Below are 23,167 nucleotides of genomic sequence, written 5' to 3' on the forward strand. Positions count from 1 at the left end.
GAGTCAGGGCCGCGATCGCCGACGCAAAGGCCGTCGTGTCGATGCCCAGCGCATAGCCGGACGGAAGCAGAATAGTGTCAAAGCGCCGCTTTCTGCCTGAAGAACGATATCCCGACAATGTTCGAAGCTCGATTGCAGCCGCGGGCCGGGAGCGCCGAGAAACTCGTAGTCGTCGTCGCACAGAGCGGAAAACAGCTTATTTCGCAGACAGTGGTCATAAAAGTTTGTCTCCGGTCTCGTCGGCGCGCTCTCGCGCGGCATTTCGTTGTCGGCTCGAAATTTGTCCGCACCTTAGGCGGTTCGTGGGCGAATCGAACATGTGTGTCCTAGGCGCTTTGAAGCTTGAGAACTCACAGCTTCGAGCCGACCAAACCAGAGAAGCTCGCGAGGATCTTAACGAACTTAACGAACTTGACGAACTGTCTGGTGTTGCCCATATTTGCGGTTCAGGAGGCTAACACCCATGCCCGTGACGAAAACTATAACCGATGAACCTCGAAACGATTCCTCTATAGCGTTCTCGATGAAACTGCCACGAAAGGCTGATTTCGAGAAGGCCCTTATCAGGCAATATGCCAAAGCGGTTCAACTGAGCCGAAAGGCCGGCCATCAGGTCAGCTTCCGCGTCGTCGTGGACACGTTGGCTGGAGCACAGACCATTTCGATCGTTGAGGAAGAGCCGCTGCCTCAGGACGCATTTCCCGTCGAGGAGGTGCGCGAGCCAGATGACGAGCTGCAGGCCGCGTTGGCGGCCGCGAGGGGACGCGGCCAACGCCGCGTTGCTCAGATTGTCGCCGAGGACGACATGTTGGGTGCGGAAGCGTTCGCGGATTTGCTCGGCGTTTCGCGTGTTACCGTCAACACGAAGCGTCAACACGGGCAGGTTCTAGGTCTCGACGGCGCGAAGCGGGGCTTCCGTTTTCCGGCGTGGCAACTCGATCGTTACGGTCGGCCTTATGCAGCGCTTCCGAAGCTGCAAGAGATCCTGGGCGGTGCATGGGCGGTATATCGCTTCCTAATCACGCCGCATGGCTCTCTCGATGGTCGGACCGGGCTGGACGCTCTGAAGCGTGGGCGTGACGAGGACGTGATTGCAGCGGCCGAGGGCATCGCCCGCGGTGATTTTCGCTGAATGACCGGCATCAAGCCGCCCGCGGGTTTTAACAGCTCTCCGGTCGATATCGAGACCGTTCCCGCCGGTCGTCGATTTGGACGGATCTATGCGAACGCCTTTCCCGACCCATTGGGATATGGAAAGACGCCGAGCCGGTTTAGCGATCCCCGCCGGCGGGACATGGCAAGGCGGTTCGGCGTTCTCTATTTGGGTGAGACGCTCAAGGTTTGTTTCTTGGAGGCGGTCCTACGTGACCGACGCGACGGTCTCATCGGCGACCTTCCGATCGAGGAGAAAGAAATCTACGCGCGCCGTTACGCTGAAATCGAGACGAATGCGGATCTCAGCCTTGTCGATCTACGCGAGGATCACGCGATCAGGATGGGTGTGCCGACCGATGTTGCAAAGTCCTCTCGCCAAAACCTCGCGCGGGCATGGTCGCTTGCTTTTCACCAACACCAATCCGTGCCGGACGGCATCATCTACCCATCCCGGCTGAACGGACATACGAATCTCGCAATCTTTGACCGGGCCATCCCGAAGCTGACGGTCGAGCGCGTGGTGCCACTAATCGGAGCGCCAGGTCTCGCCACGGTGATTAACGATCTCCGTGTGAGTCTGGTTGAGGTTTCCTGAGGCATGTATGCGACCAGATTACTTCTTTTGGCTGGACAACGTGTGCACTAAGCGATTGATATTAAATGTAATAGATCGAGCACATATGAAGGGTGGCAGGCTCACATCCCATCAAGGCGAGGCTACTGGCCGTTGCCATTTCGGACTGATGGCGAGCCTTTAAGTAATTCACCGGGAACGAGGGAGGGCGGGGCGAATAATTCGCCCCGCTGAGTTACTTCGCGATCATTTGACCGTTCGGCAGTTCAATACCGATGACGTCATTGACGCTTCCAGCGCCAGTCGCAGGAGGAATTGCCACCCCAGCTCCTGAAAGGGTGCTGGCAGCGACAGCGTTGTTGGTAAGGGCGTTGTTCGAAAGTGCGTTATTCGACAAGGCATTGTTGGAAAGTGCATTGTTCGACAGCGCGTTGCTGGAGATGGCTGCGGATGCCGGAACGGCCGAAGCGGCGAGAATGGCGACGAGGAGAAGCTTGCGCATGTTCATGATCGTTTTCCTGGTGTTTTGAAGGCGAACCGTGGACCATCCAGCGGTTCGATATTTTCCGGCTTTCGATTTTCGAGGCGGGAAAGGGTGTTGCCGCTAACGGGAGCGGTTGAAGATCAATGCCTTGCCAAAAAGTCCGGCCTTGGCGTTCGTAGCATTGCAGGACGCAGGGCCGAGGCGCTGGTTTAACCGCGGACAGGAGTTCCGCACGCCCTCGACCGTCATGTTTTCGGGGACGCGGGTATGGGCGACGCAGACTGCGCCATCAGCACTCCAGGCGGCTTCGAAATTGAGCTCGTCCGCCCCGGCGCTTTCGGCCTCCCGCTCTATGCCGAGATCGTCGTAGAGATCGATCCTCATGCCGGTTCGGGTGGTGGCCCTGTCGCCGCAATAGTCGGCCCGGACCATCTTCACGCAGGCGCGGTGGTATTCCGCAAGATCGGTGCCGTTCGGCAGCGTTTTCCAGGGCTTATAACCGAAGCGGACACATTTGCCTTGCGCTCCGGCCAAGCAGGTGAGCGTGAAGCCGGATTGCGAAATCATCCGCCCCTCGGGATCCCATTGGCCCTTGAGCGGAAACATCCAGCGGTTTCCATCAGGGTCAGGATCGCAGAGTTCTTTTGCGCCTCCGCAGTCGACGACGGTGACCTTGTGCAGCAGGACTTCATTGTCGGGATCGCGGCTGTCGACCAGGATGTCGTCGAAGCGGACGCGATGGGCGACCGGGTCTCCCGGCAACAGAACCGACAGCGTCGCACCGATGAGTTCCTTGCCCTGGAGGACCCGGCCGCTCGAAAAGGTGAGCCGGAACGCGGTCCCGACCACGTCCGTACTCTCGATCCGCTCCAGCGACCGCGCATCGGTAGCTGCTGCAATCAACGCGTGTGAGAATATCGTGCAGCAGCAGATGGCGCCGAGCGCGAGTTTGATAAGCTGGTTGGCTCCGAGCGTCATTGCCGCATCCTGAAGCCATGTCGTTTGGGGTGGATTCCGGCCGTGACTTTATCCGCAACGTTCAGGACGAACGCCGCAGGGGGGCTGGGCTGGCTTTGGCGGCCGCCATCATTACGCCGGCGACGGTCTCGTAGGCGGATGTCCAGAGTCTGCGGTATTCGAGCGTGAAACGGTGAGCGAAGAACAGGGAAAGGGTCTCGATCAGCGCCTTGCCGACGGTTGCGTAATGTTCGTCGCGCACGCCGTATCCGACGTGCTTTACGGCGAGAGCTTCGAGGGAAGGGACCACCGTCTCGAGCTTGCGGAGCGAACCGACGACCAGGGAAAGTGCCATCATCAGCTTGCGGCCCTGTTCCTTCATGTCGGTATTGGCAAACATCGTCCGAAGCGAGGGGTCGTGAACGAACAGCCGCTCGTAGAACAGTTCGGCCGCCTGCTCCCTGACGGCAGCGACTTCGGCGAAACTCTGTTCTAGCATGACGATTTCGGTTTCCTGCATGACTTCAACTCCAGCTTGGTTTCTGGAGAGCAGATTTAGCCTGGCACTGTTTCTGTCGTAGTTCGCGGCTTTTCCCCGCGTGTTTCAATTGTTTCTTAGGCTTCACGCCGGTGGGTCGGCCCGGACCAGCGACTTGAGAATTCGCTCGATATCGCCCGGCATGAACGGTTTTTCGAGCACGGGGCATCCGGATCGCGCCAGAAACCGGCCGGCGGCGGGGCCGAGCGTATCGCCGGTGATGAAGCCAATACGCTCGGTCAGCGCGGGATGGTGTTCGCACAGCCAGTCGAAAAAAGCCGGCCCATCGCCACCCGGCATGCGGATGTCGCACAGGATGACCTCGATTGGCCGGTCGGCTTGCTCGACGCGGATCTTCGCTTGGTCGCCGCTGGTGGCGACCGTTCCGACGAAGCCGAGTTTGTCGACCATGTCTGCCAGAAGTTCGGCGATCTCGATTTCGTCGTCGACAATGAGGACGTTCCGCTTGGCAATCCCCGGTTCGACACTGAGCGAGGGTTCGGCCTCGCCGACAGCCTCCGTCTCTGCGCGGTCGATCGGTAGAACGATGAGGAAACCGGCGCCACCGAGGTTTGCTGCGGCATCGAGGTCGAGCGTGCCGCCATGCGATTCGATCAGCCCACGCGAAACGGCTAGACCGATGCCGGTTCCAGTGCCCTGTGGCTTGGTGGTGAAATAAGGATCGAAGATGCGGGAGCGGATACTGGCCGGAATGCCGGCGCCATTGTCTGACACCTTCAGCGAAACTGTCTCTCCGGCAGGGTCATGGCTGGTCTCTATACGGATCCGGCGCGACCCATCGGTCTTTTCTTCAAGTGCCTGGCAGGCATTGACGATGAGGTTGACGATGACCTGGTGGATCTGGTCACCATCGATCCAGAGCGACGGCAGGCCGGGCGGCAGATCCGTTTCCACCGTGACCCCGGAGCTTTTTAGATTATAGCTTAAAAGCTCCAGCGCGGTATCGACGATGCCGGCGATCTGCACGGACTTGCGCTGGTGCTTGCGCTGGCGGGCCATGTCAAGAAAGCTGCGGACGATGCGGGCGCACCGATGGGCGGCGATCTCAATCTTGACGCTGCGTTGCGCCAGTTCCTCGGCGATGGGCGAGCCGATCAGCTTTTCGCGCAGCATCATCGTCTGGCCGATGACGATCGACAGCGGGTTGTTCAATTCGTGCGCAACGCCTGCAAGCAATGAGCCAAGCGCTGCCAGCTTGTCCTTCTGGTGCAAAGCTTCGCGCTGGCTCTCTATCTGCGCCTGCGCATGACGGGCGGCGCCCAGATCGCGCAGGTGGGCGGCAAACAGCCGCCTTTCGCCAAGCCTCACCTCCGTGATCGTCAATTCGACCGGGATCTGCTCGCCGTTGGCCCGTAGTGCCTCGAGCTCCAGCCGTCGCCCTAAAATGCGGCTCATGCCGCTTTGCAGATAACTCGCCAGCCCCCGATCATGAGCCGTTCGCAGTGCCTGCGGGATGATCAACTCAGCGATCTGGCGGCCCATCGCTTCGTCGCGGCCATAACCGAAGATCGAGACGGCGGCCGGATTGAAGTCGACGACGGCGCCGGTTTCGTCGATGACGACGATCGCATCGAGTGCATTGTTGACGATCGCTGTGTGATAGGCGTCTGCCTGCGTTTGGGCCTCGATGCGCCGGACCACTTCGGTCTGCTGCGTTTTCAGGTCCGTCAGGTCGCGCCACAGGACGACATAACCCGCGACGGCGACGTTCCCATGCGGATAGCAGGTGATCGTCTGCTTGATGTAACGCCTGCCGAGCGGCCCGAAGTCCAGCCATCCGTCGGTGCCGACGGTCCCTGCGGCCGGAGGGGAGTGCAATGCCGCTTGGTAGGCGCCGTGGACGGCATCTCCCAGCACCTGCGCGACCGTGTTGCCGATGATTTCGGATGGCGGCCTTTTGACGAAATCGAGAAAATGCCGGTTGGCATAAAGATAGCGCCCAGCCGGATCGATGACCGTGGCGCAGTCGACAATGCCGCCGAGCAACGCATCGACGAACTGCTTTTCGCCGATCGGAAGGTGATCCGAGGTGGTTCCACCGCGGGCAGGGCGTTCCTCGGAAATCGGCAGCGGCTCGTCCATCATTCCGTCCGCTTTGGCGGCGTGAAGATGTAACCGGCGCCGCGCACGGTCTTGAGGGCCTGTGGCTTTGCAGGATTGTGTTCGATCTTCTTGCGTATACGGGCGATGCGAACGTCGATGCTGCGATCGAAGGGGTCGTTGTCGCGGTTGTGAGCGAGGTCGAGTAGCCTGTCGCGCGTCAGCACCCGATCCGGGTTCTGCAGGAAGACCTGGAGCAGGTCGAATTCCATCGCGGTGACGGGTTCGCTCATGCCGTCCGCATGGATGAGGCTGCGGGCATTGAGATCAACGAAGAGCTTTCCGAAGGGCTGGATGTGCCGGATGGTTTGCGTTCCGCGATCGTCCCCCGGCATGGCAGCGGAAACGGGCGGCCGGCGGCGAAGCACGGCCTTGATCCGTGTCTTCAACTCTCGCAGGTCGAAGGGCTTGGTCATGTAATCGTCGGCGCCCATGTCCAGCCCGGCGATCTTGTCCGCGATATTGCTGGCGGCGGTCAGCATGACGACGGGCGTGGTGCTCCTGTCGCGGATGCGCCTCAGCAGCGACAGCCCGCCTTCGCCCGGCATGTTGATGTCGAGCACGATCAGGTCGGCATCCTCGCGCGCCAGAAGCATGTCGAGCGACTTGCCGCACGCGGCGGTGCGCACCGACCAGTTCTCCCGCTGCATGTAATCAGCCACCATGTCGCGCAGGTCCGCCTCGTCGTCGACAAAGATCAGGCGCGGCTGGCTATTCATCGACGCTCTCCAAATCGAATTGTGTACTGTGAAAGGACGCGCGCCCCTGCGTCGCGATCATGCAGATCTAGTGCGGGCTCACTCACCGTGTCGTCACCCATAAGTATGATGCAGTGGCTTCACCTTCCGATTAGGTGTCACCTCTCCAGCTTTCGGTTGCATGTGTCCTGGTATTCCTGACATTGTATCAGCGGGAGAGGTGAGGGGATCCAGAGGGCGGGCATGAGCAGACTGAGCGATGAAACACTCTCTTCGATCATCGGCGATATCTATGATTGTGCTCTGAGCCCGGAAGGTTGGACCGGCGTGATGACCCGCATCACCACCACGATCGACGCCGCCTATACGACGATCGCATTGACCAGTATCTCCGACAGCCGCGGCAGGTTTGCGGCGCGGTCCCCTTGGGACGCCGAACGGATGCGCGCGCTGCAGGACTACGAGCTCAGTGAGATACCGGGGCTTGTGGAAGCGGTGATGGGCGATATCGATATGCCCTTGCGGACACTGGCCGTCATCAGCGAGGCGGAACTGGCGCAATCGACATTTTTCCTGGAATGGGCACGACCACAGGGATTGCGCGAAGGCTGTACGACGAAATTCGTCCACACGGCCGACCGGATTGGGTTGTTCAGCAGCACGACATGGGCGGACCGGCCGCCGATCAGCGACGAGCAGCAGCGATTCCTGGCTTTGCTTTCACCGCATCTGCGGCGCGCCTCGCTGATCGGTGACCTTCTCGATCAGACACGGGTGACGGCGGGCCTCTACCGCGGTGCTCTCGACAGCCTCGCGGTCCCCGTCATTCTGGTTGACGGAGTCGGTGCCGTCCTGCATGCCAACGCACATGCCGCCCAGATGCTCACTCACGGAGTGCCGCTGCGATCGCGAAACGGCATGCTTCAGGCCCAGACGCCTGTGGTTTCCAGGGCATTGCTCGAGGCGGTTGCGGCCGCCGCGAGGGCAGATGCCTCATTGGGTTCCCGCGGGATTGGCCTGCCGATTTCCGCTCCGGGGCAGCCGCCGGCGGTCGCCTATGTGCTGCCCTTGAGCGAAGGCACGGCACGCGCCGTCTTCCGCCCCGCCTGCGCTGCCATATTCATATCGACGACGATCTCCGCCTCGCCGCCACAGGAGGATGTGCTGATCACCCTCTTCGACCTGACGCCCGCGGAGGCACGCGTCGTCCTGCGGATCGGACAGGGGCTCTCCACATCACAGTGCGCAGCGGCACTCGGCATCAGCGAGAACACGTTGAAAACCCATCTCGGGCGGATCTTCGCCAAGACCGATACCTCCCGTCAAGCCGAGCTCGTCAAGCTGGTCTCGACGATCGCTTCGCCCGTCATGCCGCAGGCGCCATCGGCGAAATCCATGGAGATCCAGTGACGCCTGCCTGCGACGCCGCGACTGTGGACCGAAACGGTTCGCCGAAACAATCGAAACATTGCTCCGCCTCAACGCGAAGTCCGACTGAAACGCGACATCCCTAATAGCCGCCGGATCCACGATCCCACACTCTTCATGGTGGCTGCATGACCGCGACGCTCTTTCGGACTATCCAACCCGACAACCAGGCCATTCCCGGCCTGCTCGACCTGCGGTCGCCGGCGCTGGCTTTGCTGACTGTCTTCCTGGCCGGATCGGTACTGCTTGCTACGGTCTTCGTCGGGGCAATGCCCTATTCCCGGCGACAGCCTGCGATCGGGTTCGTCGTTCCGGATGCCGGAACCGTACGGGTGATGCCGCCGCAGCAAGCAACACTGCGGGCGCTGTTTGTCGCCGATGGCGCTCTCGTCGAGGCCGGCACTCCGCTGTTCAGCCTAAGCTATACTGCCTCGCTGCAGGATGGCGGGAGCCTGCAGGGTAGTCTCAGCGGGTTGCTGGACCGGCAGGAGTCCCTGCTTCTGGAACAGATAGCCGGCGAGAGCATACGCGTCGATCATGAACGGAGGGGTTTCGATAGCCGCCTAGCCTCTCTGGAGGCGGAACGGGAGAGCCTCCATTCCCAGCGCGCGCTTCTGGAGCAACGCGTGCGCGTTGCCAGCGATCAATTCCAGTCGGGCGACAGCCTACGCCAACGCAGCCTGATCACCGACACCGATCTTCGGGCACGCGAAGACGCCTTGCTCACCCGCCGGCAGGAGCTGACGACGGTGCAGCAGCGGCTCGATTCCATCCTCCATGAGGAGCGGCAGGTCGCCTTGCTTCGAGCGCAGCTGCCCGCCGACAGCCGGGACCGGATCGCCCGCCTCGATGGCACGATCGCGGCGCTGCAGCAGCAAAAGGCCGAGGCGGCGGCAAGGGACGGGGCTATCGTGCGCGCACCGGTTAAGGGACGGGTAACGGCGTTGCAGGCAGTCGTCGGCCAGCAGGTCGATCCAGGTAAGCCGCTGATGTCGCTGGTTCCGACCGAGGTCACAATGCACGCCGAACTCTTCGTATCTCCGCAGGCGATCGGCTTCCTGCGCCCTGCGCAGTCCGTGCGGCTGACCTATGACGCCTTTCCATTCCAGCGTTTTGGCGCCCAGGTGGGGGTGGTCGAACGCATTTCGGAAACCATGCTCGCACCGGAGGAGATCGCCGGCCCGGTGCGACCGCAGGCCCCCGCCTATCTCGTCACCGTTCGCCTCGACAAGCAACATGTAGCAGAGGGCGGCCTCGAACAGATGTTGCGGCCGGACATGACGCTGAGGGCGGAAATCATTCTGGAGCGGCGCTCCGTGCTGGACTGGATACTGGAGCCGCTGAGAACCATTATCGGGAGGACCTATCCATGAGCCGCCATCGTCTGCCGCTGCTGCTCCAGGCCGAGGCGATGGAATGCGGCCTTGCGTGTCTTGCCATGGTGGCCGCGAGCCATGGGCACATGGTCGACATGCCGGCCCTGCGGCACCGTTTCGCCGTCTCAATCAAGGGAGCGAACCTGAAATCGCTGCTGGACATTGCCGCCCGCCTCGATCTCGAGGGGCGCGGCGTGCGGCTGGAGCCCGACGAGATCGCCGGCTTGCAGCTTCCCGCCGTGCTGCATTGGGACATGAACCATTTCGTGGTGTTGAAATCCGTTCAAAGGAGCTGGGGCGGAGGGAGCAGGGTGGTGATCCACGATCCAGCCCGCGGTATCCTGCGGCTGACGATGGAGGAACTGGCCAACCATTTTACCGGCGTCGCCGTGGAATTGAGGCCCGGCGCCGGGTTTCGAAAACTGGATACACGCAAACGGCTTTCGGTGCGAGCGCTCTGCGGCGACCTCACGCCGCTCTGGCCCGCCGCAATCCAGGCGTTTCTCCTCAGCCTCATCCTCCAGGCCTTCGTCATTGCCAGCCCGTTCTATATGCAGCTTGCCGTCGACGAAGCTATCGTTCAGGGCGATCAGGGGCTTTTGACTGCACTTGCACTCGGTTTCGGGTTGTTCACCGCCATTAAGCTGGGCGCGGATCTACTGCGTGGCCGCCTGCTGGCGGCGATTTCGGGGGCGGTCAATTTCCAGGTCGTCGCGACGCTGTTTCATCACCTGTTGCGCCTGCCGCTCGACTGGTTCGAAAAACGTGGCATCGGCGACATGAATTCGCGTTTCGGCGCCACGAAACCGATCACCGAACTGATTTCACAAGGGCTCGTCGCCGCTTTGGTCGATGGGTTTATGGCGCTGATCACCCTTGCGGTCATCCTCCTCTATTCCCCGGCACTCGCCGCGATCGTGCTCGGCGCGCTCGCGCTGCTGGTCGCGCTTCGGCTAGGCGGTCTCGGGAGCCTGCGCCAGCGGCAGGAGGAAGCGATCCGGGATGCGGCGGCCGAGCAGAGCTGTTTCATTGAGACTTTGCGCGCCATGCAGGCAATTAAGCTGGCCGGCGCCGAGACGGAGCGCGAAGCACGCTGGCAGGTGCGATGCGTGCGCCTCGCAAACCGTCAGCTCGCCCTTTTGCGGCAAGGTCTTTCGCTGCGGATTGGCCACGATGCGATCAACGGCCTGGAAAAAATCCTGGTCGTTTATGCCGGGGCGCGGCTGGTCATGTCCGGCGATCTCAGCCTCGGCATGCTGTTCGCCTTCGTTGCCTATAAGCAGCAGTTTCTGGACACCGCCGGCAAGCTGCTGGAGACTCTGATCGCCTGGAGCATGCTCGACCTGCATCTCGACCGGATTGCCGATATCGCACTGGCGCCGCCGGAGCCGGGGCTCGACAATCATGGCTTGCTCGTTCCGGTCCTCGAAGGCGGGCTGGAACTGTGCGGCGTCAGCTACCGCTATGGCGAGGGCGAGACTGCCGTTCTGGACGGGCTGAACTTCAAGGTCGCGCCCGGCGAACTGGTTGCGATCACCGGAACCTCCGGTGGTGGCAAGACGACCCTGATGAAGGTCATGCTGGGCCTGCTCAGACCCTCCGCCGGCGAGGTGCGCGTCGACGGGCGGCCGCTCGATCAGCTCGGTCTGGCCGCCTTTCGCGCGCAGATCGGCGTGGTGATGCAGGACGACCAGTTGCTGACCGGCTCGATTGCCGAGAATATCAGCTTTTTCGCACCGGTCCTCGACGTTGCTCTGATGCGCGAATGCGCGGCGACGGCGGGAATAGAGGCGGAAATCCTCGCCATGCCGATGAACTACAACACCATGATCGGCGAAGTTGGCAGCGGTCTTTCGGGTGGGCAGCGCCAGCGGCTGCTGCTGGCGCGGGCGCTCTACCGCCGACCGGTCATCCTCTTCCTTGATGAAGGCACCAGCAACCTCGACCTTGCCAAAGAGCGGGAAGTGGCGGCGTCACTCGCCCGGCTGCGCATCACCCGGATCATGATCGCCCATCGTCCAGAAACGATCGCCGCAGCCGACCGCGTCGTGGTGTTCGAAGCCGGGCGGATCACCCGCGACAGCGGCCACCACGCGGCATTGGTCGTCATCTAGTCTAGGACGCCTGCAGGTCTGTAAGCGATTTTGGTATGTATCTGTTTCCCTTGGTGGCGAGGTCTTTCCGGAGACCTCGCCATTTTCCTGTGCGGTCAAATGATACCCCCAAAAGCAAAAAAACCGGACATCCTTTCGGATGCCCGGTTTGGCAAAATCATCAGCCTGGTTGATCCGGGCCGATCGATCAATGACCGACGACGTACGGATCCGGCGGGACCGAAATACCGATGAGAATGAAGGGCGGGATGCCGGTTTGGCGGGTCGCAGTGCGCGCAACGAGGTCGCCGGGCGGGTTGTGGCCGCCGCTGACCTGGGCGAGTTCGTCGATGCTGAGTGTGCGGCCGATGGCCTGGGTCTGCTTCTGGGTCTTCATGATGTTCTCCTGCCGCCTCGCGGCCTTGATGGTGTTGCCGATCTTGTTGCCGACATCCAGAACACTAGAGACGGCCTGTTTCCGGATGATTTCCGCTCATCCGGACAAACATTTCTTTTGTTTCAGGTGGGCCAATGAACGAGCTCCGCTTCGTTTCATTGTCTCCGGGGGCAAGGACAATCCACTCGAGCCAACATCTTCGGCAGATTAACGATGCGAAATCAGCGGTCTTCGGCGCCTTCGAAATGTCGATTGCCGGGTTGATATCTCGACGCCTCGCTATCATGGGTCTCGGCTTGGTGGTGACTCATTACGTTTTGATGAGGGCAATGGTCCCTCAATTATCTATCCAAGCTTGCGCTTTGACGTGGCCGGAGGTTCACATCTCTTCAACTGCACCAAACGGGGGCGTCGGCTGGGTCGTACCGATTTACAACTTGCTTCGAGTCTTTCTCGCAACACCTGAGCGGGAACTGTAATCTTGGACGGATTTGGCTGGATTAGAGCGTTTCAGTTGCGGTACCTTAGGACTGCGAAGCAATTTGCGCGAGCGGGACAGCTAGAGAAAGCACGTCCGCACCTCCTGAAGCAGGACCTTGATGAACGCGGATATGATAGCCGCCTGGGCGGTAGAAAATGGATTCCATGCGATGGAGTCCGGGAATTACCGCCGCCATGACAATGCGGGCGTGATCACAATCGAGATAAAGAGGATGTCATTCCTCCTCATCGATGAGAGGCAAGGATTGCAACCGCGCCTCATATCGCGGTTGTTCAAAGACATATCCCTCACAAGCGGGAGCGGCCGCTTGCAGGGTCTTCTTCTTGACCGCAATCCCAATCATTGAGCGCTCACGCTATCCCACAGCCCAGCCGATTCAGGTGGCGGATCGTGGCTGACGCCGATGAGCACCGTCGCAAACGTTCAACACTTTCAATATTTCTTCTTGCGAACGATCTTGTTGCCGCGGGGTCCGCTTACGACCGGTGTTCGGTCGCGGTTTTCGGCAAGCAGGTTCCGCCAGCGTTCGAGGCGATCGGCGACCAGGGCACCGCTTGCGACAGCTGCCTGGACCGCGCATCCAGGTTCATGGGCATGGGTGCAATCGCGAAAGCGGCAAAGCGGCGCCAATTCGGTTATTTCAGCAAAGAGGGTGTCTATACCGTCGGCAACATCACTCACGTAAAGCGTTCTTATTCCCGGTGTATCGATGACCCAGCCGCCGCCTGAAATTGCATGCAGGGATCGAGCCGTGGTTGTGTGTCGGCCCTGCGCGTCATATTCGCGGATGGTGCCTGTTTTTTGCTTTGTGTCAGATTCAGGCCCAGTCATGGTGTTCACCAGCGTTGATTTTCCGACACCAGACGATCCCACCAGCGCAACCGTCTGGCCGACGCCGCACCAGGGCCTCAACAGGAAAACGGCGTCCGCGGAGCGCCCATTCAAGGCAATGACAGGCAGATCGCGCTGCAAAGCCTCGGCTTGCGCCTGGAACATGCCTGCATCTTCCGCGGTGTCAGCCTTCGTCAGCACAATCACCGGGTTGCTCCCGGCCTGGTTGGCCATGATCAGGTAACGTTCCAGCCGAGCAAGATTAAAATCGGCGTTGCACGAGGTCACGATCAACAGGGTGTCGACGTTGGCGGCAACAAGTTGCTGGCCACGTCCGCCTTCCGGGCGTCGTTGAAAGACGCTTTTTCGGTCGAGACGTCTGATAAGCATGCCAGTCAGTGCATCGGCAAGAACCCAGTCGCCCACCGCGTAGTCACCAGTATTGGTATTGGATGGAACTTCCAGTCCGACCGGCCCGGTGACGTCGACCGCCTCGATGCGTGCCCGGTGAACTGAAGCAATGCGTCTGGGGACCAAGTCCGCTTCGCTGGGCTGGACCTGGTTCGCGAAGAATTCAGACCACCCAAGCAGTTCCAGCGGTGAAGAAAGTTGGCAGCTGGTCAAATCTTGTTCCACATTCGGTAAGGCTGCCATAAAGGGTTTTTCAATGATCTTCCGCGGCTTCTCGCCTAGCTGCGTGGATGATCCCGTTTTGGCAACGAGGTTGCGTAGGCAGCAGCTTCGCCGGGGTAGGGGAAATCGTCCCCGAGCTGACGGTCGCCATCGTAGACTTTGAAGGTGGGCCCTTCAACTTCAACGATCTTATAGCCATTCACGTATTCGATCTTCGGTGTTTTCCAGCCCATCAAAAGCTCTCCAGTCCGGTCCGAGGGTTCTCTTTGAAGATGGTGCCACGACCTCACGCTCGGCGGTCTCTGATCTATCAGGTGCTTCACGATTAGCCAACGTCGGTTCGATCCCGTTCAAGGCGACCATCATGATTTTATATGTAGACCGAGAGTCTGGGGGTGCTGGCCCAATCCATTGCGTACTAAAACAATGGCCGCTCGGAAACGCCCGCGATTTTAGCACGTTGATTGACATCAGGTGTTGGTTACGCGTTCGAACTCAAATCTGAAAAGAATGGGGGTGCCGACGCCAGTACCCCCATTCCAACTCACATGGAACCTGAGCCGGATAGTTACGCCGCTCTTTCTTCTGCGGCGTTCGGCCTCCACTTGATGAGCCGTCCCTCCAGAACATCCAGAACTCGATCGATGATGAGAACGAACATCGCAAGGATGATGATGCCGGCGAACACGCCGACCGCATCGAAGTTGCCCTCCGCTTGGGCGATCAGGTAGCCGAGACCCGCGGAGGAGCCGAGATATTCGCCGATGATGGCGCCGACCACCGCGAAGCCGACAGACGTGCGCAGCGAGGACAGAATCCAGCTTGCCGCTGCCGGGAAGTAGACGTGCCGCAGCAGATCGGACCGCTTGGCCCCGAGGATCCTTGCGTTTGCGAGAACCACCGGGTTGACTTCGCGGACACCCTGCATGGCGTTGAAGAAGGTGATGAAGAACACCAGTGTTACGGCAAGCGCCACCTTCGACCAGAGCCCGAGTCCAAGCCAAAGCACGAAAATTGGCGCAAGCACGACGCGTGGAATAGCGTTCAGGCCCTTGATGAAGGGATCGAGAATCCGCGCCGCACTGCGGCTGAGACCGAGCCATACACCGGCTGCGACGCCCAGACCTGTGCCGATGATGTAGCCGAGCACCGTTTCCGTCAGGGTTATCGAGACATGCTTGTAAAAGCTCGGATCAACGACCCAGCTGATGATCTGGTTGAAGATATCGAGAGGCGCCGGGAAAAAGAAGACATCGATGAAGCCGGCGGTCACGCCGAGCTGCCAGCCGCCGAGGATAAAAACCAGCATGCCGAGCTGGATAATGCGTTCAGTCACGACGTTCATAGCTTTTCTCCACTTCACCGCGCAGGGAAGCCCAGATATTGCGATACAGATCCATAAAGCGTGGATCGAGCTTGATCTCAGCCACATCCCGTGGCCGCTCGAGATCCACCGGGAAACTTTCGATGACCCGCGAACGGGGCCCGGCGGCCAGAATGGCGACGCGGTCTCCAAGGGCTATGGCCTCTTCGAGGTCGTGTGTGATCATCACGACGGCGCGGCGTTCTTCCTGCCAAAGCCGCAGCAGTTCGTTCTGCATGAGATGCCGCGTGTGGATGTCGAGGGCCGAGAACGGTTCGTCCATTAGGATCACCTTCGGACCGGCAATGAGCGCTTGCGCCATCTGGACACGTTTGCGCTGGCCGCCGGACAGTTGGTGCGGATAGCGATGTTCGAAGCCTTTGAGCCCGACCTTGGCAAGCCAGCTCATGGAACGCTCGCGGCGCTCGGCGGCTGCAACACCCCTGAACATCAGGCCGAGTTCGACATTCTCAATGGATGTTTTCCACGGGAGTAGCGCGTCCTGCTGGAAGAGATAGCCGATGTCGTTCTGGACGCCCTTTACCGGCGTACCGTCGATCGTCACCGTTCCGCTCGTGGGTTTCAGAAGCCCTGCGATCGCGTTCAAAATGGTGCTCTTGCCGCAACCCGTCGGGCCGACGATGGTGAGAAACTCACCATCGTCAACCGCCAGGTTGACGTCCTGCACCGCGACATAGGAACCAAACGACATTGTCACGGCGTCGATCGATACCATCGACTTTGCGTTTTGCTGTCCCGTCGGGATAGGCATAGGTGTTACGACAGCCAAAGACATGGCCTCCTCCTAGGATCAGTTGGTGGTCTTATCCGTCACCTTGTCCACGAAAGCGTTCGTGTAGGTTTTGGAAAGATCGATTGTTGCAGCAGCAACCTTTTCGTTGAAGCTCTTGAGAACGGCCAACGGCGTCTGCGTGTCGGTCTCGCTGAATTTGCCGTCCACTGAGAAAATCGGTTTGGCATTCTGGACGGCCTTCACATAGGTATCCCGGTCGCCGGAGATGAATTCTTTCGGCAGTTTTTCGACGATCTCTTCAGCGCTATGTGCGTTCATCCACGCCAGTGCCTTAACGGTCGCGTTCGTGACCTTCTGGATGGTTTCCGGGTTCTCATCGATGTAGGCCTGCGTCGCATAAAGGACGGAGGTCGGGTAGATTCCACCGTAAATTTCCTTGGCACCCTCGTCACTGCGGGCGTCGATCAAGATCTTGCCGACACCCTTGGCTTCGATAAAGGTTGCTGCCGGATCGTAGTTGACCAACAGATCAACTTTCCCTTGCTCGAGCGCCGCGACTGCGGCCGCGCCTGAGCCAACGCCGATCAACGAGATGTCCTCGGCCGAAAGATTGTTGCGCTGCAAATAGTAGCGGACGAAGAAGTCCGAGGATGAACCCGGTGCGGTGATACCGATTTTCGCGCCCTTGATTGTCTCGGGTTTAGCCGGATCGAAGGTTGTGCCCTTACCGCCAGCCAGAACCAGGCCCGAATTGCGCGCAAGCTGGACAAAGCCCACGACGGCCTTGTTCTGCGACTGCATCTGGATCGTATGATCGTAGAAGCCGACGGCGATATCGGTCGAGCCGGCGACAAGCGCCTGCAGCGTCTTGGAACCGCCAGATGCAAAGTTTTCGACGGTCACCTCAAGACCTTCCTTCTCGTAGAGACCTAGGCCGGCTGCGACCGGGAAGGGCAGGTTGTTGAGGTTGTAGGACCCGACGCTGATGCGGACGGGTTCCGCAAAAGCCGAACCGGCGAAAGCGACCGTTGCCGCAAGGGCGATCAAAAGTTTACGCATGTGTATTCCTCCCTGATGCGTGGCGCCCTCCCGGCAACCACTTTCGATTATGCCGCGCAAACCATTTGCGCGATAGGTTTTGCAAAGACCCGGCCCTCGAAGAGGCGCCGGGCCGTCCGCAGGATTCCGGCAACTGTCTTGCCGTCGCGGGTATCCAGTTTCACTTCCAAACGACCGCTTGGATGTTCCAGAACGAGAACGACCGGCGGCTTGCGGTCCCCGATCAGCCGCGAGGCGACTGTTCCGTCGCTGATACAGGCCGTGGCAATCCCAACCGCACCGGTCGTTGCAAGAGATGGATGGCACTGATGCGGCATGAAATAGCGCACGCCGAGATCGCCGCCCTTGTCGGGCCTGGAGATCAGAACCGGCTTTGGCGTGACCTGATTGCTAACGTCACCCATACCCATGCGCCGGCCGGCCTCGAGCCTCAGAGTTTCGAGCCGTTCCAGCAAAGAACCGTTGGCGTTGAGCTCGGCCGCAGGTTCGGTGCCCGTCACGCCGAGGGCGGTGGCTTCCAGCAACATCATCGGCATAGCGCAGTCGATGCAGGTGACATCGATGCCGTCAATCCTGTCGCGCGGGTTGCCGGTGGGAAAAAGCATGCCTGTGCGTGCCCCGGCGGCATCCATGAAGGTCAGCGCGATTGGCGCGGCATTGCCGGGCACGCCGTCGATCGAGGCATCTCCCATGTAGGCAACGCGGCCATCAGGGGTCGGAACCTCGGCTTCAATCAATTTGCCGGTATTAACGTTGTGAATGCGCACGCGGGTTACCCCCGTCGCCGCCTTGACCAGGCCGGCCTCAACCGCGAACGGCCCGACGGCCGCCAGCATATTTCCGCAGTTGGGCGAGGTATCGACGAATTGCTGATCGATGCGGACCTGGGCGAACAGATAATCCACATCGGCATCGGACACTGTTGCTGGGCCAACGATGGCGACCTTGCTGGTGACCGGATTGCCACCGCCGATCCCATCGATCTGCAACGGGTGACCGGATCCCATAACCGAAAGCAGGATCTGATCGCGTTGACGCGAATCCGACGGAAGGTCGGATGCGAGAAAAAACGGTCCCTTGGAGGTGCCGCCTCGCATCAGAACGCAGGGGATGGAAATCAGGTCGTTCATGGTTGTGTCCGCATACTGATGTGATTTAAATATCAATCAGCTTCTTTGTTGCAGTAAGCGGCAAAATGATTGATATGTGAAATGCGAATATCAGAGGGAATGATGCGCTGTGAGCATTAATTGTGAGATATTGGATTTGCGCGCGTTTCTATCGGTCGTCGAACTGGAGAATTTCCACCGAGCTGCCGAAGCTCTCAATCTTTCCCAGCCGGCACTCAGCCGACGAATTCAGAAGCTGGAGCTGGCAATCGGGGCGCCGTTGCTCGAGCGCACGACGCGGCATGTCTCGACAACTGCCCTCGGGGCGGAGCTGATCCCCTTGGTGCGACGAATGCTCGAGGAGTTCGACACGTCGCTGTTTGCGGTGCGCGATGTCGGGTCCCAGCGCAGCGGTCTGGTGACCATCGCTTGCCTGCCGACGGCAGCCTTCTATTTCCTGCCGACGGTCATCAAGCAGTTCAGCGCCGAGTATCCCCATATTCGGTTTCGCATCCTCGACCTGCCTGCCACGGACGGGCTGCAGGCGGTCGCCCGCGGCGAAGTCGAGTTCGGCATCAATATTATGGGCTTCTCAGATCCCGACCTTGTCTTTGACCGGCTCATCGAGGATCCGTTCGTGCTGGCAGCACGCAAGGATCATCCGCTGGCGACGAAGAGCGAACTCGAGTGGGATGATCTGGCGCCCTATCAACTGATCACGGTTCACCGGTCCAGCGGCAATCGCACCCTTCTTGATGCAGCATTGGCGAAATCGAACCTGAAACTGCGCTGGTCCTATGAAGTCACGCATCTTTCGACATCGCTTGGTCTGGTGGAGGCCGGGCTTGGAATTTCGGTTCTTCCGAAACTCGCTACACCACAGGAAGAGCACCCGTTCCTCGTCACGAGACCTATTTGCAATCCTCAAATCTCGCGAACGATCGGCATTGTGCGCCGTCGCGGTGGGACGCTTTCGCCGGCAGCCGAGCGCTTCATGACCATGTTGATTGGGACGTGGGCCGAAGGAAACTGAGCCGCAAACGCGTTGATGTCGGCGAGAAGGTGACGTTGCTGGAGCCACAGCTCGGCGTACCGGTCGCCGTCGTGGATTGCGGCGGGCGGTAGGCCTTGTCGCAAGGCCGGCGAATGGGCGCGCCCTCGAGGCATTCATGTCCGCCCATGACGCCCGCGAACCCGAGTTCGAGGTTGCCGTTCTCCCATCCGCTGGTCATCCGGTTTTCCTCGGGGCCACGGGCGTGCCGAAATGCACCGTCCACTCGGCCGGGGGAACGCTTCTGCAGCATCTGAAGGAACACCGGCTCCATTGGGATCTCGTGAGTGGGGACAGGCTCTTCTACTGCACGATGTGCGGCTGGATGATGTGGAACTGGCTGGTTTCCGGGCTTGCGAGCGACGCCACGCTCTGCCTGTACGATGGCTCTCCCTTTGCGCCTGATGCAAAGGTCTAGTGGGACTATGCCGAAGAGGAGCAGTTTTTCCATCTTCGGCACCTCTGCCAAGTATCTCGATGCCCTCGCCAAGGCAGAGTGAAGCCGCGCGAAAGTCATCGGTTGGACTTTGAAACTGCATGAACCGTTTCCCCTAACCGCCTGATCACACGACGTTGCTTGATGCATCAAAGACGTTCATAACGAGTTATCTGCATCTAACTGTCTTTAGCACGAGGTCTGATACGTGTCCGAGTTACCGATTTTGGAACATGAGAATCTGAGCAACACTGTCTATGCAACACTATGCGACGCGTTGATCAAAGGCCGGTTTCAGCCGGGTGACAGGCTGAAAATCCGCGAGATAGCAGAACAGTTGGGCACGAGTGTAACGCCTGTACGTGACGCAATCCTGCGGCTGGCTCACGACGATGCAATCGTTTTTCAATCCCCCCGGGACATACGTATTCCCATACTTAGCAAGCCGCAGTATCTCGAAATACGCGCAATTCGTTTGCGGCTCGAAGCTCTCGCAGCCGAGAGTGCCGCCCGTGTTGCATCGAAGGCAGACATTGAGACCCTGACGGCAATCCTGGCGGAAAACGAAAAGGCGCTTGTTGATGGCGATCGGTTGAAAGGGACAGAACTCAATCAGGCCTTTCATTTCCAACTTTCAAAAATTGCAGACTTACATGTGTTGAACGGAATCCTCCGCCGCCTTTGGCTTCAGATGGGTCCTCTGATCGCTGATGCTTATCTTGAGGGAGGCCGCTCGATGATCGACTTCCACTACCCCATAGTCGAGGCTCTCAAGAGAGGCGACCCCGAGGGCGCGGCGCGGGCAATCATGGACGACATTGAGAAGGGTGGACGAGTTATCCTTGCGCGTGTGAGTGTGGCTGCTGCTTAATGATGTCCGCGTGGATGTCGATACGATAATATTTGAGCGTAGCCAAAAATACATCTTGCGCCAAACGTGTTCTCATTTATGATGCATCATACATCTAGATGAATGAGGGTCTTATGGCAACCGGATACATGCTGTTGACAGGCGCAAGCCGCGGGATTGGCCACGCAACCGTAAAGTTATTTCAGGAGAAAGGCTGGCGCATCCTCACAGTGTCGCGGCAGCCATTTTCAGAAGAATGCGCCTGGCCGACAGCAAGGGAGAGTCACATTCAGGCTGATCTTGCAGATCTCGCTCAGATCGGCCCCTTGGTCGCGGCTGTTAGGGAGCGCCTTCCTGATGGGAAGCTTGACGCACTTGTTAACAACGCCGGCATTTCGCCCAAAGGCCCTGGCGGCTCGCGGCTTGGCATCATCGGAACCGACGCGGATACCTGGACGAAAGTGTTGAACGTCAATCTGATTTCCACCGCATTGCTCGCACGAGCGCTCCTGCCGGAGCTTGAGGCGGCCAAGGGCCACATCGTCAATGTGACTTCAATCGCTGGCTCGCGTGTTCATCCGTTTGCCGGCGTTGCCTACGCCGCGTCAAAGGCCGGCCTCGCTTCCTTGACACGCGAACTCGCACATGAGTTCGGCCCACGAGGCGTCCGTGCAAACGCAATTGCTCCGGGTGAAATCGAAACCTCAATCCTGTCGCCGGGCACCGACGCTTTGGTGGAGCAAGAAGTCCCGATGGGTCGGCTCGGAACGCCCCGCGAAGTAGCCGAGACGATACACTTCCTGTGTAGTGACGCCTCCTCATACATCAATGGTGCCGAGATCCACATCAACGGCGGACAGCATGTCTGACCTGTCGAGGAAACGGGCGGCTTTGGTATACGATTTTTGCATTGTCGGCGGTGGGATCGTCGGTCTTGCCACCGCAATGGCGCTTCAGGAACGCACCGCTGGTGCGCGTATTCTCCTGCTCGAAAAGGAGACCGGATTGGCTCGGCATCAGACCGGTCACAACAGTGGCGTGATCCATGCCGGCTCTACTACCAGCCGGTTCCCTCAAAGCGCGCCTTTGTCGGCAAGGGGCCGAGGCAACCAAGCGCTTCTGCGACGACCACGGCATCCCGTTCGAAAACTGCGGCAAGCTGCTGGTTGCCACGAGCGAGATGGAGATCCAGCGCATGATCGGCTTGGAGGAGCCAAAAGGATTGACTCACCATGACGCATTAAACATGATGCATCATACATTAGGTCTTATTCGCGTGAGCGGTTAGGAAGCACATAATGACAGCAGCACCCAATTCGGCAGAAGCTCGCGACATCGCATACCATCTTCATGGCTACACCAACGCCAAGAAACACTCGGAGATCGGCCCCCTCGTCATTGAACGTGGCGAAAACATTTACGTTATAGATTCTGCCGGCAACCGTTACATCGAAGCGATGGCCGGCCTCTGGAGCACGGCCCTTGGCTTCAGTGAAAAACGGCTGGTCCAGGCGGCGGCGCGGCAAATGGAGAAGCTGCCCTTCTACCACACCTTCACACATAAATCGCACGGGCCTGTCGTCGATCTCGCCGAAAAGCTCGTCAGCATGGCGCCAGTTCCAATGAGCAAGGCGTTCTTCACGAACTCCGGATCGGAAGCGATCGACACGGCCCTGAAGCTCATCTGGTATCGCGCCAACGCACTCGGCGAACATCAGCGCAAGAAGATCGTCGTACGTAACCGCGCCTATCACGGCGTTACCGTCGCCGGTTCCTGCCTGACGAGCCTACCCGGCAACCATCGCTCCTTTGACCTGATCGTGTCCGGCGTAAGCAGGCTCACCTGTCCGCACTATTGGCGTGAAGCGGAGGCTGGCGAAACCGAGGAAAGTTTTTCCACGCGCCTTGCCGAAGAACTCGAGGAGACAATCCTGAGCGAGGGTCCGGAAACGATCGCCGCCTTTTTCGGAGAACCGGTCATTGGCGCAGGCGGGGTCGTCGTGCCGCCGCGCACCTACTGGGACAAGATTCAGGCCCTTCTGCAAAAATACGATATTCTGTTCGTGGCTGATGAAGTCATCTGCGGCTTCGGGCGCACTGGCAATATGTTCGGCACCCAGACCTATGATCTGAAACCGGATACGATGGTGCTGTCGAAGCAATTGTCTTCGTCCTACCTCCCTGCATCTGCGCTTTTGATCAATGACCGGGTATTCGACCCTATTGCTGACGAAAGCAACAGGATCGGTACGCTCGGTCACGGTTACACCGGGGGAGGGCATCCCGTGGCTGCGGCCGTGGCGCTGGAAACCATTCGGATCATCGAGGAGGAAAACCTCGTGGCACACGCCGCCGCGATGGGCGAACGGTTGCGTAATGGCTTGCACAGGTTGGAGACTCATCCACTCGTAGGCGAAGTCAGGGGCGTCGGCTTGATGGCCGCCGTTGAGCTCGTCACCGACAAATCTCTCAAGACGGGTCTTGAATTGCCCGGTCAACTCGGAGCAATCGCCAACAACAATTTTCAGGAGGCTGGCGTGATCAGCCGCATCATGGGCGATGCCCTGGCTTTCTGCCCGCCTCTCATCATCTCCGAAAACCAAGTCGACGATCTTCTTGGCCGTTTCCGGCAGGCACTCGATGCAACGCTCGCATCCCTTCCCGCCGGCTCCGTAAAGGACTGATTTCCTGCGCCTGCCCCCGTGCAAAGGAGCGGGGTTCCAGCCAACAAAAGAGGGAATGAAATGAATCTTTCTAT

The 23,167-nt window shown here is 59.6% G+C and carries 22 protein-coding genes and 2 pseudogenes; 12 read left to right on the forward strand and 12 right to left on the reverse strand.

What is annotated here, in order from left to right; genetic code table 11:
- Positions 1-463: 463 nt before the first annotated feature.
- A complete protein-coding gene (locus tag BN1800_RS06660) occupies positions 464-1,132 on the forward strand; it encodes an XRE family transcriptional regulator (protein ID WP_086995756.1) in 669 nt (222 codons plus the stop codon).
- Positions 1,133-1,750, forward strand: a complete 618-nt coding sequence (locus BN1800_RS06665; protein WP_086995759.1) for an RES family NAD+ phosphorylase — start codon at positions 1,133-1,135, stop codon at positions 1,748-1,750.
- 214 nt (positions 1,751-1,964) lie between these two features.
- Here the strand turns inward: BN1800_RS06665 and BN1800_RS41295 are convergent, their stop codons facing one another.
- From BN1800_RS41295 to BN1800_RS06690, 5 genes are all read right to left on the reverse strand, one after another.
- Positions 1,965-2,237, reverse strand: coding sequence for a hypothetical protein (locus BN1800_RS41295; protein WP_086995762.1), 273 nt, complete (start codon positions 2,235-2,237; stop codon positions 1,965-1,967).
- Positions 2,238-2,333: 96 nt separating this feature from the next.
- Complete coding sequence (locus tag BN1800_RS06675; RefSeq protein WP_086995765.1) at positions 2,334-3,191, reverse strand: ADYC domain-containing protein; 858 nt, start codon at positions 3,189-3,191, stop codon at positions 2,334-2,336.
- Between the two features lie 61 nt (positions 3,192-3,252).
- Positions 3,253-3,690 (reverse strand): globin family protein, encoded by a 438-nt coding sequence (locus BN1800_RS06680; protein WP_086995768.1) that lies wholly within the window; start codon positions 3,688-3,690, stop codon positions 3,253-3,255.
- 102 nt (positions 3,691-3,792) lie between these two features.
- Entirely contained in the window at positions 3,793-5,814 is a 2,022-nt protein-coding gene (locus BN1800_RS06685; protein WP_244564452.1) for a PAS domain S-box protein, read from the reverse strand.
- Positions 5,811-6,548: a response regulator gene (locus BN1800_RS06690; protein WP_086995770.1), complete on the reverse strand. Its 738-nt coding sequence runs from the start codon at positions 6,546-6,548 to the stop codon at positions 5,811-5,813. The genes BN1800_RS06685 and BN1800_RS06690 overlap by 4 nt, the downstream gene beginning before the upstream one ends.
- A 222-nt stretch (positions 6,549-6,770) precedes the next feature.
- Here BN1800_RS06690 and BN1800_RS06695 point away from each other — a divergent pair, with 222 nt between their 5' ends.
- The 3 genes from BN1800_RS06695 to BN1800_RS06705 all read left to right on the forward strand — a co-directional run bounded on the left by BN1800_RS06695 (position 6,771) and on the right by BN1800_RS06705 (position 11,445).
- Entirely contained in the window at positions 6,771-7,937 is a 1,167-nt protein-coding gene (locus BN1800_RS06695) for a helix-turn-helix transcriptional regulator (protein WP_086995773.1), read from the forward strand.
- Between the two features lie 146 nt (positions 7,938-8,083).
- Positions 8,084-9,328 (forward strand): beta-barrel domain-containing protein, encoded by a 1,245-nt coding sequence (locus BN1800_RS06700; protein WP_086995776.1) that lies wholly within the window; start codon positions 8,084-8,086, stop codon positions 9,326-9,328.
- Positions 9,325-11,445, forward strand: a complete 2,121-nt coding sequence (locus BN1800_RS06705; RefSeq protein WP_086995780.1) for a peptidase domain-containing ABC transporter — start codon at positions 9,325-9,327, stop codon at positions 11,443-11,445. The genes BN1800_RS06700 and BN1800_RS06705 overlap by 4 nt, the downstream gene beginning before the upstream one ends.
- A gap of 187 nt (positions 11,446-11,632) precedes the next feature.
- On the opposite strand, the gene BN1800_RS06710 is transcribed toward BN1800_RS06705, so the two are convergent.
- Entirely contained in the window at positions 11,633-11,821 is a 189-nt protein-coding gene (locus BN1800_RS06710) for a bacteriocin (protein WP_086995784.1), read from the reverse strand.
- 599 nt (positions 11,822-12,420) lie between these two features.
- Between BN1800_RS06710 and BN1800_RS42250 the strand changes: the two genes are divergently transcribed.
- Entirely contained in the window at positions 12,421-12,669 is a 249-nt protein-coding gene (locus tag BN1800_RS42250; protein WP_086995789.1) for a hypothetical protein, read from the forward strand.
- An 86-nt stretch (positions 12,670-12,755) separates the two neighbouring features.
- On the opposite strand, the gene rsgA is transcribed toward BN1800_RS42250, so the two are convergent.
- The 6 genes from rsgA to BN1800_RS06745 all read right to left on the reverse strand — a co-directional run bounded on the left by rsgA (position 12,756) and on the right by BN1800_RS06745 (position 18,093).
- Positions 12,756-13,808: a ribosome small subunit-dependent GTPase A gene (gene rsgA, locus BN1800_RS06725; RefSeq protein ID WP_086995792.1), complete on the reverse strand. Its 1,053-nt coding sequence runs from the start codon at positions 13,806-13,808 to the stop codon at positions 12,756-12,758.
- Between the two features lie 35 nt (positions 13,809-13,843).
- The gene (locus BN1800_RS41300; protein ID WP_164902139.1) at positions 13,844-14,020 is read right to left on the reverse strand and encodes a hypothetical protein; all 177 of its coding nucleotides are present in this window, start codon (positions 14,018-14,020) and stop codon (positions 13,844-13,846) included.
- A 335-nt stretch (positions 14,021-14,355) separates the two neighbouring features.
- On the reverse strand, positions 14,356-15,132 hold the full coding sequence (locus BN1800_RS06730) for an ABC transporter permease (RefSeq protein WP_086995794.1): 777 nt from the start codon (positions 15,130-15,132) through the stop codon (positions 14,356-14,358).
- On the reverse strand, positions 15,116-15,946 hold the full coding sequence (locus BN1800_RS06735) for an ABC transporter ATP-binding protein (RefSeq protein WP_027509009.1): 831 nt from the start codon (positions 15,944-15,946) through the stop codon (positions 15,116-15,118). The genes BN1800_RS06730 and BN1800_RS06735 overlap by 17 nt, the downstream gene beginning before the upstream one ends.
- A 15-nt stretch (positions 15,947-15,961) precedes the next feature.
- Entirely contained in the window at positions 15,962-16,963 is a 1,002-nt protein-coding gene (locus tag BN1800_RS06740; protein ID WP_086995797.1) for an ABC transporter substrate-binding protein, read from the reverse strand.
- A 47-nt stretch (positions 16,964-17,010) separates the two neighbouring features.
- Positions 17,011-18,093, reverse strand: a complete 1,083-nt coding sequence (locus BN1800_RS06745; RefSeq protein WP_086995800.1) for a 4-oxalomesaconate tautomerase — start codon at positions 18,091-18,093, stop codon at positions 17,011-17,013.
- 109 nt (positions 18,094-18,202) lie between these two features.
- Between BN1800_RS06745 and BN1800_RS06750 the strand changes: the two genes are divergently transcribed.
- From BN1800_RS06750 to BN1800_RS06775, 6 genes and pseudogenes are all read left to right on the forward strand, one after another.
- Positions 18,203-19,105 (forward strand): LysR family transcriptional regulator, encoded by a 903-nt coding sequence (locus BN1800_RS06750; RefSeq protein ID WP_086995803.1) that lies wholly within the window; start codon positions 18,203-18,205, stop codon positions 19,103-19,105.
- Positions 19,105-19,646: pseudogene (locus BN1800_RS06755) on the forward strand (AMP-binding protein); the annotation flags it as partial. The gene BN1800_RS06750 and the pseudogene BN1800_RS06755, both read left to right, overlap by 1 nt.
- Positions 19,647-19,767: 121 nt before the next feature.
- Positions 19,768-20,430, forward strand: coding sequence for a GntR family transcriptional regulator (locus BN1800_RS06760; protein WP_086995806.1), 663 nt, complete (start codon positions 19,768-19,770; stop codon positions 20,428-20,430).
- A 113-nt stretch (positions 20,431-20,543) separates the two neighbouring features.
- Positions 20,544-21,278 carry an SDR family NAD(P)-dependent oxidoreductase gene (locus BN1800_RS06765; protein WP_086995809.1) on the forward strand — a complete coding sequence of 245 codons (735 nt, stop codon included), beginning with the start codon at positions 20,544-20,546 and terminating at the stop codon, positions 21,276-21,278.
- Positions 21,271-21,616 (forward strand): annotated as a pseudogene (locus tag BN1800_RS06770) (FAD-dependent oxidoreductase); the annotation flags it as partial. The gene BN1800_RS06765 and the pseudogene BN1800_RS06770, both read left to right, overlap by 8 nt.
- Positions 21,617-21,707: 91 nt before the next feature.
- Positions 21,708-23,093 carry an aspartate aminotransferase family protein gene (locus BN1800_RS06775; protein ID WP_086995811.1) on the forward strand — a complete coding sequence of 462 codons (1,386 nt, stop codon included), beginning with the start codon at positions 21,708-21,710 and terminating at the stop codon, positions 23,091-23,093.
- Positions 23,094-23,167 lie beyond the last annotated feature (74 nt).

Source organism: Rhizobium sullae (assembly GCF_900169785.1).
GTDB classification, from domain to species: Bacteria; Pseudomonadota; Alphaproteobacteria; order Rhizobiales; family Rhizobiaceae; genus Rhizobium; species Rhizobium sullae.

Coding starts and splice junctions, on each gene's coding strand:
- BN1800_RS06690 (WP_086995770.1), bottom strand. CDS start 6,548: ATGAATAGCCAGCCGCGCCTGATCTTTGTCGACGACGAGGCGGACCTG.
- BN1800_RS06675 (WP_086995765.1), bottom strand. CDS start 3,191: ATGACGCTCGGAGCCAACCAGCTTATCAAACTCGCGCTCGGCGCCATC.
- BN1800_RS06700 (WP_086995776.1), top strand. CDS start 8,084: ATGACCGCGACGCTCTTTCGGACTATCCAACCCGACAACCAGGCCATT.
- BN1800_RS06740 (WP_086995797.1), bottom strand. CDS start 16,963: ATGCGTAAACTTTTGATCGCCCTTGCGGCAACGGTCGCTTTCGCCGGT.
- BN1800_RS06695 (WP_086995773.1), top strand. CDS start 6,771: ATGAGCAGACTGAGCGATGAAACACTCTCTTCGATCATCGGCGATATC.
- BN1800_RS06775 (WP_086995811.1), top strand. CDS start 21,708: ATGACAGCAGCACCCAATTCGGCAGAAGCTCGCGACATCGCATACCAT.
- BN1800_RS06710 (WP_086995784.1), bottom strand. CDS start 11,821: ATGAAGACCCAGAAGCAGACCCAGGCCATCGGCCGCACACTCAGCATC.
- BN1800_RS06705 (WP_086995780.1), top strand. CDS start 9,325: ATGAGCCGCCATCGTCTGCCGCTGCTGCTCCAGGCCGAGGCGATGGAA.
- BN1800_RS06680 (WP_086995768.1), bottom strand. CDS start 3,690: ATGCAGGAAACCGAAATCGTCATGCTAGAACAGAGTTTCGCCGAAGTC.
- BN1800_RS42250 (WP_086995789.1), top strand. CDS start 12,421: ATGAACGCGGATATGATAGCCGCCTGGGCGGTAGAAAATGGATTCCAT.
- BN1800_RS06745 (WP_086995800.1), bottom strand. CDS start 18,093: ATGAACGACCTGATTTCCATCCCCTGCGTTCTGATGCGAGGCGGCACC.
- BN1800_RS06660 (WP_086995756.1), top strand. CDS start 464: ATGCCCGTGACGAAAACTATAACCGATGAACCTCGAAACGATTCCTCT.
- BN1800_RS06685 (WP_244564452.1), bottom strand. CDS start 5,814: ATGATGGACGAGCCGCTGCCGATTTCCGAGGAACGCCCTGCCCGCGGT.
- BN1800_RS06735 (WP_027509009.1), bottom strand. CDS start 15,946: ATGTCTTTGGCTGTCGTAACACCTATGCCTATCCCGACGGGACAGCAA.
- BN1800_RS41300 (WP_164902139.1), bottom strand. CDS start 14,020: ATGGGCTGGAAAACACCGAAGATCGAATACGTGAATGGCTATAAGATC.
- BN1800_RS06665 (WP_086995759.1), top strand. CDS start 1,133: ATGACCGGCATCAAGCCGCCCGCGGGTTTTAACAGCTCTCCGGTCGAT.
- BN1800_RS06765 (WP_086995809.1), top strand. CDS start 20,544: ATGGCAACCGGATACATGCTGTTGACAGGCGCAAGCCGCGGGATTGGC.
- BN1800_RS41295 (WP_086995762.1), bottom strand. CDS start 2,237: ATGAACATGCGCAAGCTTCTCCTCGTCGCCATTCTCGCCGCTTCGGCC.
- BN1800_RS06730 (WP_086995794.1), bottom strand. CDS start 15,132: ATGAACGTCGTGACTGAACGCATTATCCAGCTCGGCATGCTGGTTTTT.
- rsgA (WP_086995792.1), bottom strand. CDS start 13,808: ATGGCAGCCTTACCGAATGTGGAACAAGATTTGACCAGCTGCCAACTT.